This window comes from Pseudomonas sp. Sample_21 (assembly GCF_004307525.1).
Classification (GTDB): Bacteria; Pseudomonadota; Gammaproteobacteria; order Pseudomonadales; family Pseudomonadaceae; genus Aquipseudomonas; species Aquipseudomonas atacamensis.
The window spans coordinates 1-10,191 of the sequence record NZ_RCNZ01000069.1 but is presented as its reverse complement, the minus strand read 5'-3'; the positions used below and the strand labels follow the sequence as shown (position 1 = coordinate 10,191).

7 protein-coding genes are annotated in these 10,191 nt (G+C 62.6%); 5 read left to right on the top strand and 2 right to left on the bottom strand.

The genetic code is table 11. From position 1 onward, the window contains the following. Window positions 1-332: 332 nt before the first annotated feature. Entirely contained in the window at window positions 333-1,229 is an 897-nt protein-coding gene (locus D8U71_RS12340; RefSeq protein WP_016771829.1) for a PA4780 family RIO1-like protein kinase, read from the bottom strand. A gap of 430 nt (window positions 1,230-1,659) precedes the next feature. Next, window positions 1,660-2,937 (bottom strand): acetyl-CoA C-acetyltransferase, encoded by a 1,278-nt coding sequence (locus D8U71_RS12335; protein WP_130887860.1) that lies wholly within the window; start codon window positions 2,935-2,937, stop codon window positions 1,660-1,662. 257 nt (window positions 2,938-3,194) lie between these two features. Here D8U71_RS12335 and D8U71_RS12325 point away from each other — a divergent pair, with 257 nt between their 5' ends. The 5 genes from D8U71_RS12325 (at window position 3,195) to D8U71_RS12305 (ending at window position 9,957) form a co-directional block, all read left to right on the top strand. After that, window positions 3,195-4,547: a 3-oxoacyl-ACP reductase gene (locus tag D8U71_RS12325; protein ID WP_130887859.1), complete on the top strand. Its 1,353-nt coding sequence runs from the start codon at window positions 3,195-3,197 to the stop codon at window positions 4,545-4,547. A 2-nt stretch (window positions 4,548-4,549) separates the two neighbouring features. Next, complete coding sequence (locus D8U71_RS12320) at window positions 4,550-5,404, top strand: MaoC/PaaZ C-terminal domain-containing protein (RefSeq protein WP_123443881.1); 855 nt, start codon at window positions 4,550-4,552, stop codon at window positions 5,402-5,404. 303 nt (window positions 5,405-5,707) lie between these two features. After that, window positions 5,708-7,270 (top strand): collagen-like triple helix repeat-containing protein, encoded by a 1,563-nt coding sequence (locus D8U71_RS12315; protein WP_130887858.1) that lies wholly within the window; start codon window positions 5,708-5,710, stop codon window positions 7,268-7,270. Between the two features lie 134 nt (window positions 7,271-7,404). After that, window positions 7,405-9,075: a POTRA domain-containing protein gene (locus D8U71_RS12310; RefSeq protein ID WP_110603761.1), complete on the top strand. Its 1,671-nt coding sequence runs from the start codon at window positions 7,405-7,407 to the stop codon at window positions 9,073-9,075. A 519-nt stretch (window positions 9,076-9,594) separates the two neighbouring features. Then, on the top strand, window positions 9,595-9,957 hold the full coding sequence (locus D8U71_RS12305; RefSeq protein ID WP_041479635.1) for a DUF6124 family protein: 363 nt from the start codon (window positions 9,595-9,597) through the stop codon (window positions 9,955-9,957). The last annotated feature ends 234 nt before the right edge of the window (window positions 9,958-10,191 follow it).

The window sequence follows — 10,191 nt, the reverse complement described above, 5'->3', positions numbered from 1 at the left end:
GGGACCGATTGGGGGATATTTGGGAGATACACCGACCTGAACGTTTTTCTTTGAATCCATAATCGACTCGGTTTTTTCAGGTCGATGTATGGCTAAAGACACCTCGGTCGGCCCCCTCTCCCTCCGGGAGAGGGACCGATTGGGGGATATTTGGGAAATACACCGACCTGAACGTTTTTCTTTGAATCCGTAATCGACTCGGTTTTTCCAGGTCGATGTATGGCTCAAGACACCTCGGTCGGCCCCCTCTCCCTCCGGGAGAGGGCTGGGGTGAGGGTGCTTTTTGACTCAAACAAAAAACCCGGCCGAAGCCGGGCTTTTTCATCACGCGATCACTGCATCCACGGCGGTGGAGGCGGTTCTTCGGGTTTGCCTTTCGGCGCGTCGTCCGCCGCGCGAATGGCCTGCTTGCGTTCCTCGTCGAGGCGCGCCGCTTCGATTTCGCGCAGCACCCCGCCGACATCCGCCAGGTCCTCCGGATCGTCGAACTCGCCGGTCAGCACACTGTTCGGGTGCAAGGTGCCGGCTTCGTACAACGCCCACATTTCCTTGGCGTACTTGGTCTTCTTCAATTCCGGCGCGAAACGGCCGAAGTACGAAGCCATGTTGCCAACGTCACGCTCAAGCATGCTGAACGCATGGTTGTTGCCCGCAGCGTCGACTGCCTGGGGCAGGTCGATGATGACCGGGCCGGTCGGGGTCAGCAGCACGTTGAACTCGGAGAGGTCACCGTGCACCAGACCGGTACACAACATCAGCACGATCTGCGAAATCAGGAACGCGTGATATTCGCGCGCCTGATCCGGCTCCAGTACCACGTCGTTCAGCCGTGGCGCGGCGTCGCCGAATTCGTCGGCCACCAGCTCCATCAACAGCACGCCGTCGAGGAAGTCATAGGGTTTGGGCACTCGCACACCGGCGCCGGCGAGACGGAAAAGCGCCGCCACTTCAGCGTTCTGCCAGGCGTCTTCGGTCTCTTTGCGACCGAACTTGGACCCCTTCGCCATGGCCCGCGCCTGACGGCTGTTACGAACCTTGCGGCCTTCCTGATACTCGGCCGCCTGGCGGAAACTGCGTTTATTCGCCTCCTTGTAGACCTTGGCGCAACGTAACTGATTGCCGCAGCGCACTACATAAACAGCTGCCTCTTTGCCACTCATCAGTGGGCGCAGCACTTCGTCGACCAGACCGTCCTCGATCAGGGGTTCAATGCGTTTTGGAGTCTTCATCAGCTTTTATTGTGGGTCCTTTATTACCAAACACGCGAATGTCACTCGTTATACGGCAATCCTCGCCCGACGGGGAGGGGTTGCCGACCTGTGAACCTTGAGGATGCACACACTGTGCCGGATCAATCGCAGCGACCCGGGCGAATCATAGCCGAGACCGTGGCATTGATTGGTATCGGTCGGCAAGGGCATTTGCGACAGAATCTGACATGGTCGGTGAACTTCAGTTGCCCTCACCCCAGCCCTCTCCCAGAGGGAGAGGGGGCCGATCGAGGTGTCTCCCGTAATGCATCGACCTGAGAGACCGCAGCGCTTCTGGTTTGAATCGCAGCTTTGGATTCGGTGAAGGGCGCTCAGGTCGGCGTCGATTTCGAGCATCCCCCAATCAGTCCCCTCTCCCTTTGGGAGAGGGTTAGGGTGAGGGGCTTTTTCAGCGTTCAATGATCGCGGTGACACCCTGCCCGCCCGCCGCACAGATCGAAATCAAGCCTCGGCCCTTGCCCGCCGCATCCAGCAGTTTGGCCAGGTTCGCGACAATGCGCCCGCCCGTCGCGGCAAACGGGTGCCCCGCCGCCAGCGAACTGCCTTTGACGTTAAGCCGACTGCGATCAATCGAACCCAGGGGCGCGTCGAGCCCCAAGCGGGTTTTGCAATATTCCGGATCTTCCCAGGCCTTGAGCGTGCACAGCACTTGCGCGGCGAAGGCTTCGTGAATTTCGTAGTAATCAAAATCCTGCAACGTCAGCCCATTGCGCGCCAGCAAGCGTGGCACGGCGTACACCGGCGCCATCAGCAGTCCCTCGGCACCGTTGACGAAATCCACCGCCGCCGCCTCGCCGTCGCGCAGATAAGCGAGGATCGGCAAGCCGCGCGCTTTGGCCCATTCCTCACTTCCCAGCAACACCACCGAAGCGCCATCGGTGAGCGGCGTGGAATTGCCGGCCGTCAGCGTGCCCTTGGCGCTTTTCTCGAAGACCGGTTTCAGCGTGGCGAGTTTTTCCAGGGTCAGGTCCGGGCGCAGATTGTTGTCGCGGGTCAGGCCGAGGAACGGCGTCATCAGATCGTTGTGCCAGCCTTCGCTGTAGGAAGCGGCGAGTTTGTGGTGGCTTTCGAGGGCCAGTTGATCCTGTTCTGCGCGGGGGATATTCCAGGTCTGCGCCATCAGCTCACAGTGCTCGCCCATGGACAGGCCAGTGCGTGGCTCGCCGTTGCGCGGGAATTCGGGAATAAGATGCTGGGGCCGCAACTGCAAAAGGGTTTTCAGTTTGTCGCCGGTGCTCTTGGCGCGGTTGGCCTGCAGAAGAATCCTGCGCAGGCCTTCGCTGACGCTGATCGGCGCATCGGAAGTGGTGTCGACGCCGCCAGCGATGCCGCTGTCGATCTGGCCAAGGGCGATTTTATTCGCCACCAGCAGCGCCGCTTCCAGACCGGTGCCGCAGGCTTGCTGGATATCATAGGCCGGTGTCGTCGGAGACAAGCGCGAGCCGAGCACGCACTCGCGGGTCAGGTTCATATCCCGTGACAATTTAAGCACCGCGCCCGCCACCACTTCGCCGATGCGCTGGCCGTACAGGTTGTAGCGTTCGATCAGGCCCTCCAGCGCGGCGGTGAGCATCGCCTGATTGCTGGCCGTGGCGTACGGCCCGTTGGAGCGGGCGAAAGGGATGCGGTTACCGCCGATGATCGCGACGCGGCGCAGCTGGGTCATGAAAAGCTCCTGTTCCAAATGGTCGAAATTTACCCAATCCCTGTGGGAGCGAGCCTGCTCGCGAAGAGGCCGGCACATTCAGCCTCTTCAGCGCCTGATACAGCGCCTTCGCGAGCAGGCTCGCTCCCACATGAACCGCATTTATCTGCAAGACCTGCTAAACCTGAGTGTTCAAGCGTAGGCCTTATTGCGCCGATCGAACGATTGATTGCCGTGGACAGTCCACACTTTGAACCCCAACTTCTGGAGAGCGTTCCATGTCTGACCGCTATATCGACTTCGCCAACTCATCCTTCGGCCATCGTCTGGTCGGGGCCTTGGGCCTGCCGTCGCCGGTGCGGCTGGAGCGCTGGCAGGCGGGGCGTCTGCGGCCGATCGAGGGCGCCCTGTTGCTCGGTGGCGGGCCGCTGGCCGAACGGATCGGCGTGTTTGCCAACCGCTTGACCGATGCAATCTACAGCTACGGCACCGAGCCCTCGCTGGCCACCGCGTGGATCCCCGGCCACGGGCCGAAAATCAAAGCGGTGGTGTTCGACGCCAGCGCTCTGCAACACACCGACCAGCTCAAGCAGTTGCGCGAATTCTTCCAGCCATTGATGAAGAATCTCGACCATAGCGCGCATCTGGTCATCCTCGGCCGCGCGCCGGAAAGCCTGGGTGATCCGTTCGCCTCCAGTGCGCAGCGAGCACTTGAAGGCTTCTCGCGCTCGCTGGCCAAAGAGCTGCGCGGCGGTGGCACCTTGCAGCTGATTTACGTCGGCGAAGGTGCCGAAGATCAACTGGAAGGCCCGCTGCGATTTTTCCTCTCGCCGAAAAGTGCATTCGTTTCCGGCCAGGTGATTCGCCTGACCGCGTGCGCCACACCGGTGACTGACTGGACCCGCCCGCTGGCCGGGCGCAAGGCGTTGGTCACCGGTGCTGCACGCGGCATCGGCGCGTCGATTGCCGAAACCCTCGCCCGTGATGGCGCCGAGGTGATTCTGCTCGACGTACCGCCGGCCAAAACCGATCTCGAAGCCCTCGCCGCGCGCCTCGGCGGCCGTGCGATCACCCTCGATATCTGCGCCGATGACGCCGCCGCGCAATTGATCGAACAGCTGCCCGACGGCCTCGACATCCTCGTGCACAACGCTGGCATCACCCGTGACAAAACCCTGGCCAACATGACCCCGGAATTCTGGGACGCGGTGCTGGCCGTCAACCTCAATGCCCCGCAAGTGCTGACCAAGGCGCTGCTCGACAGCGGCACCCTGCGCGACAACGCACGGGTGGTCCTGCTCGCCTCGATCAGCGGCATCGCCGGCAATCGCGGGCAAACCAACTACGCGGCGAGCAAGGCTGGCCTGATCGGTCTGGCCCAGGCCTGGGCGCCAACGCTGCTGGAGCGCGGCATCAGCATCAACGCTGTCGCCCCCGGTTTCATCGAAACGCAAATGACCGCGCACATTCCGTTCGGCCTGCGCGAAGCCGGGCGGCGCATGAGTTCGCTGGGCCAGGGTGGCTTGCCGCAGGACGTCGCCGAAGCCGTGGCGTGGCTGGCGCAACCGGGCACGGGCGCGTTCACCGGGCAGGCGTTGCGGGTCTGTGGGCAAAGCGTTCTGGGGGCTTGAGCATGAGCATCGAATGGCACACGCTGGATCGCGAACCGAGTCTGCCCGCGCTGTACTCGCGCGCAGCGACGCGACGCAAAATCACCGGTACGCAACTGCCCGACAGCGGCCTGCGCTGCTGGGTCGATATCGACGGCAAACGACTGGCGGCCTATCGCAAAGTCTGCGGCTTCGTCGATGACGGCCTGCTGCCGCCGACCTATCCACACATCCTCGCCTTCGCCTTGCAGATGCAATTGCTCACGGCCAGAGACTTTCCGTTCCCGCTGCTGGGGCTGATTCACCTGAGCAACCGCATCCGCGTGTTGCGGCCAATGGGCGCGATCAGTCGCGCGCAAGTCAGCGTGCGTGTGCACAATCTGCAACCGCATGCCAAGGGCGCGACGTTCGATCTGTTGACCACCCTCGACGATCAGCTCGGGCCGCTGTGGGAAGCCGAAAGCCGGATGCTCTGTCGCGGGGTAAAACACGAGGGCGAAGCGCTGGCTCAGGAATGGCAGCCGTCACAGGACTTGCTCGAAGTGGCGCGCTGGACTGCGCCGGCCGATATCGGTCGCCAGTATGCGAAAGTCTCCGGCGACTACAACCCGATTCACCTGAGTGCGCCGAGCGCCAAACTGTTCGGGTTTCCCACCGCGATCGCGCACGGACTTTGGAACAAGGCGCGCACACTGGCGGCACTCTCTGATCACCTGCCCAAAGCCAACCTGGAAATCGCCGTGCACTTTCGCAAACCGGTGCGCCTGCCCAGTGAAGTGACATTGCTGGCCAGTGCCGCGGGTTCCAGCGGTGAGTTGCGCCTGATCGGTGCCGGCGACCTGGAACATATGGTCGGTCAGTGGCAACCGATCGCCTGATCTGGCGGGGCGGAAAAACCCGTTAATTGTGTATATATCACTTAAGTTTTTCCGCGCCCTGCCCGCCGCTTTGGAAAAAACCGAGCCTTGAATATCAAGGCTTTTTTTTGCCCGTTTATTACCTGGGTATTAGTCCTTCGGCATAGCGCCGAGCCCTCTATATAAAGGGGTTAATACCAACTTGAGAATGGTGAAAAACCTGCCCTCGACTGAGATTACAGCCACGGACGAGGCATCGCCGACGACAGATCGGCGAGCCATCGAAGGCAACGTAACGTTGTGACAGGTGCAGGAATCTCAATCATGAAAACTCAAGTGATGTGGTCCAAATCGGCAATCGCGTTGGCACTGATTCTTTCGGTCGGCCTCGTCGGCTGCAGCAGCGGCGGTGGCGGTCATCGCAGCAGTTCGGGCAGCTCGACGGCGGACGGCACGGCGGGCACCGATGGCAGCGGTGGCGCGGGCGGCGATACTGCCGGCACTGGTGGCACCGGCGGCACTGGCGGCGGAACCGGTGGCACTGGCGGTACCGGCGGTGGCACTGATCCGACCAACCCAACCAATCCGACAGACCCGACCGATCCCACCAACCCGACCAATCCCGCTGCACCTTCGCTGGTGACCACAACACTTGTTCAGGATGTCGGCAAAACCGTCAGCGGTGTCGGTGATGGCGTCGGCCAGATCGGTGATTCGCTGAGCACGGTTCCAGTCGCTGGCGGCATCGTACAAAGCCTGGCCAACACCACCGGCAACGTCGTCAGTACCTTGGGCGATGGTGTCAGCAATGGCATCGGCAAACTGGCCACTGACCCCAATGGCCTGACCACCACCGTGGCCTCGGTTGGCGGCGTGGTTTCCGATGTTGGCGACGGCGTGTCGGACCTCAGCGTCAAACTCAACACCGCGACCCGTAGCGTTCCCGTCGTGGGCGGCGTAGTCACCCGGGTGGCGCCGCTGGTCGATGGCATCGGTGAAAAAGTCACCATGCTTGGCGACACCCTCAACACCTCACTGAGCAGCGGCCCGACCAGCCAGTTGACCAACAAAGTCGGCAGCGGCCTGGTGCCGGTGATCGCCATGGTCGAAAGCACCACCGACAAACTCGGCGATGCCACCGGCCTAGGTGATCCGCTCAAAGGGGTGATCTCGAAAGTGGGCGGCACGGTGAACAGCCTCGGCGGCAAAGTTACCGACGCAGGCAGCGGCAATGCCCTGACCAACACCCTCGGCGGCGCCCTGAGCAACACCGGCACGGCGGTCGGCAAAGCGGGCGGCCTGGTGTCCAATGGCACTGGCTCGGGTACTGGCGGCATCGGTGGCATCGGTGGCGGGCTGGGCGGCACCGGTCTGCTGCAAACCGTGGGTGGCGCGGTGGTCAACGTCGGCAGCGGTCTGAATGCCGGCAGCACCAGCGGCGTGGTCAGTGCCGGCGGCGTCACCGCTGGCGGGCTGGGCAACACGATTGCGTCGATCAACACCGTACTCGGCGGCTCGGGCACACCGATCACTGCAACCACTTCGCCGCTGGCCAGTGTCGGCGCCGCAGTCGGTGCGGGCCTCAATCCGGTCACCAGCGCGGTCACCACTGTCACTCAACAGGTCGGCGCCGCTACCGGTCTCGGCACTCCGGTCGCTGGTCTTACAAATCAGGTGGGCGCCGCAGTCGGCAATCTCGGCGGAGCGATTGCCGCCACCAACAACCCGGTCACCACTGCTGTCGGCGGTCTGGTTACCAACGTCGGCGGCACCGTGGCAGCGGTCGGTGGCCTGGTCAACGGCGGCACTGCCACTGGCGGCACAACTGGCGGTCTGGGCGGGGTACTCGGCGGCCTGACCGGCGCGCTGGGCGGCAACAAACGCTAAATTGCACCTGGCCGATTCGACGGCCTTACCTACAGCGCCTACGCTTGGTTGAGGGCGGAAGATTCCCACGAGTCTTCCGCCTTTTTTCTACGGAAAAACTTGCCCTGTGCTGTGTTCTGACCATGGAGTGTCCTATGCGCGTACTGGCATCCCTGCTGTGCCTGAGCCTCAGTTCCGCTGCCCTCGCCGACACCTTGCCCAGCTTTCTCAACAGTAACGAAACCATCCGCAACCTCCCCGTACCCAACCTGCCCGCCGACGCCTATCGGCCGAGCGCGGCGCCGCTGCAAGTGCCGGACCCGGGTGCGACCGCCGCACAGCCACTGCTGATGGAAACCAAGGTCAACCTGAAGACCGTGCAGATCGAAGGCGGCACGATCTACCCGCTCAACGAACTCGCGGAAATCTACAAGCCCCTGATCGGCCGCCAGGCCAGCCTTGCCGAACTGATCGAAGCCACGCGCAACATCACCCGCCGCTATCAGCAGGACGGCTATCTGTTGTCCTACGCGTTCCTGCCGCAACAGAACTTCGATGATGGCGTGGCCCGCGTGGTACTGGTCGAGGGCTACGTGCGCGATATCCAGATGCAGGGCGACATCGGCCGGGTCAAAAGTCTGCTCGACAAACTCGCCGCGAAAATCCAGGCCGAACGCCCGCTGACGCGCAAAACCTTCGAGCGCTACACCACGCTGATGAGCCGCATTCCCGGCGTGACGATTCAAGCGCAAGTGCCACCGCCGGGCACCACCGATGGCGCGACCACCCTGGTTGCCCAGGCCAGTCGCAAACCGTTCACCAGCACCCTGAGCACCACCGAAGACAACCGCAACGGCCCGCAGGCGTTGCTCGGTGTCAGCAGCAATTCGCAGACTTCGATGGGCGAACAGTTGAGCCTCAGCGGCCTGTTCCCACCGGGCGACGACAAAGAGCATTACTACCGTCTCGACTACAGCCAGTTCCTCGATACCGAAGGCACGCAACTCAACGTCTCGGCCTCGCGTTACCGCGCCGACCCGGACACCGAAGTGCTGGTCGGCGGTGGCGGACGCCTGAGTACCCACCGCGAGAACGATCGCTACTCGATCGGCTTCAGCACGCCCCTGATCGCCTCCGCCAACGAACTGCTGACCGCCGGCTCGCGCCTGTATGCGGTCGACGACAAGACGCGCTACGACGGCATCAACTTTCCCTTCAGCACCGAACTGCGCACCGACGTCCGCGCCCTGGCTTTCGAAGGCGACTGGCGCAAGGCCGACGCCCGCCAACTGCGCATCCTCAGTGCCGGCGTCTACCAGGGCTTCGACAGCCTCGGCGCGCACACCAACTACGACGACATCGACCTGGATTTCTTCCGCGTCAGGCTGTCCGGCGTGCAGAGCGACAAGTTCCTCGACAACTGGCAAGGCGTGCTCTCGGCGGCGCTGTACTGGAGCGACGACACCTTGCCCGACAGCGAACGCGCCGTATTCGGCGGGCAGAACTTCGGCCGTGGCTACCCCGACGACCAGGCCTCGGGCGACAAGGGTTGGGGCGTGGCCTACGAGGTCAACTACAGCTTCAACCGCGACGGCAACTGGGTGCGCATCCTGCAACCCTACGTCGTCGTCGACCGCTCGCGCAGCTGGTTCAACCAACTGCCGGTGCAGGCCAACAACCTGTCATCCACCGCGCTCGGACTGAGGTTCGGCGATGCCAAGTACTACAACGTCGCGCTGGAAGTGGCGAAGGCCATGTCCGATGAAGCGCTGGATACGTTGAACCGCAAGCCTCGGTACAGCATCAGTTTCAGTTATCAGTTGTGATGGCCGAGCGGTGTGTCAGTCAGGATTTTTTGACTGACGCACCGCCTTCGCGAGCAGGCTCGCTCCCACAGATTCGGCGGTGTTCACGGTTCCTCAGTACAACCGCCGTCGCTGTGTGAGCGAGCCTGCTCGCGAAAGCGTTCGGCTATTCAACCGATTTATCGCAGCGCTTAAACCAGCCGTTTAAACACACGCCCCGTTACCTCGCAACAGCCCACAAATCCTTGCGCCGTTGCCTACGGCTACGCCAGAATCCGCCGGCTTGTGCGCCTGGGGCGCGGGTTCTATCGTTTGCCTGCCACTGCTCATCAGTGGTCGGGTTTAGTCGCCCGCTTGTCCACGACGCACAGGTTCCTGTCAGCCAGGTATTGCATACCTGCACTTGATGGTGGCTGTGCGCAGGGCGCCTCCGGGCGCGCCGATTTCGTGGCTCATCGGTCGACTAACCTGCGTGCAGCTGCCTCCCTTTCGTTTAGTCGCGAACGGGTTGCGGCCCTACTCCATCAGGAGACTGAGCCCGTGAAAAAGATAACGCCCGATCCACCCCTTGCCGATCCGACTTTCGCCGACCCGCTCGTCGAAGCGCAAAAACTCAAGGAAGCCGCCGACCGCGCCATCGATTACTACCTCAACCCCCGCCTCATCAAAGACCCCGCCGCACCGCGCAAACCCAGCACCCTGTTCATCGTCGACCCGGCTGCGGACAACGAAACCCTGCTGGTGCATGCCTGCGAATCACTGGCCTCGGCAAGCATCATGGCCAGCGACCTCGCCGGATTTATCGATGGACCGCAGCGCAGCTCCCTGCTGGGGATACAACAGGTGATCATGCTGGGCGAACTGGCGGTCAACCGCGTACTGGACAGGCTTGTGCCGGAGTGACAAGAGCAAGAGGTTGATTGCGCAGGTGGTGAGTCAGGCAGAGCGTTGTTGGCTGACTGGCCGCCTTCGCTGGCAAGCCAGCTCCCACAGGATTGATGTACGTCAGGAAGAAATGGGTCGGCTGGCAGGCCGCTTTCGCGAGCAGGCTCGCTCCCACAGTTTGATCGGGTGCGTTCAGTGAGAAACAGGTTGGCTGGCAGGCCGCCTTCGCGAGCAAGCTCGCTCCCACAGTTT

Bases quoted from the DNA above. Each gene is read 5' to 3' on its own strand.
- D8U71_RS12335 (WP_130887860.1), bottom strand. From the start codon at position 2,937: ATGACCCAGCTGCGCCGCGTCGCGATCATCGGCGGTAACCGCATCCCT.
- D8U71_RS12320 (WP_123443881.1), top strand. From the start codon at position 4,550: ATGAGCATCGAATGGCACACGCTGGATCGCGAACCGAGTCTGCCCGCG.
- D8U71_RS12310 (WP_110603761.1), top strand. From the start codon at position 7,405: ATGCGCGTACTGGCATCCCTGCTGTGCCTGAGCCTCAGTTCCGCTGCC.
- D8U71_RS12325 (WP_130887859.1), top strand. From the start codon at position 3,195: ATGTCTGACCGCTATATCGACTTCGCCAACTCATCCTTCGGCCATCGT.
- D8U71_RS12340 (WP_016771829.1), bottom strand. From the start codon at position 1,229: ATGAAGACTCCAAAACGCATTGAACCCCTGATCGAGGACGGTCTGGTC.
- D8U71_RS12315 (WP_130887858.1), top strand. From the start codon at position 5,708: ATGAAAACTCAAGTGATGTGGTCCAAATCGGCAATCGCGTTGGCACTG.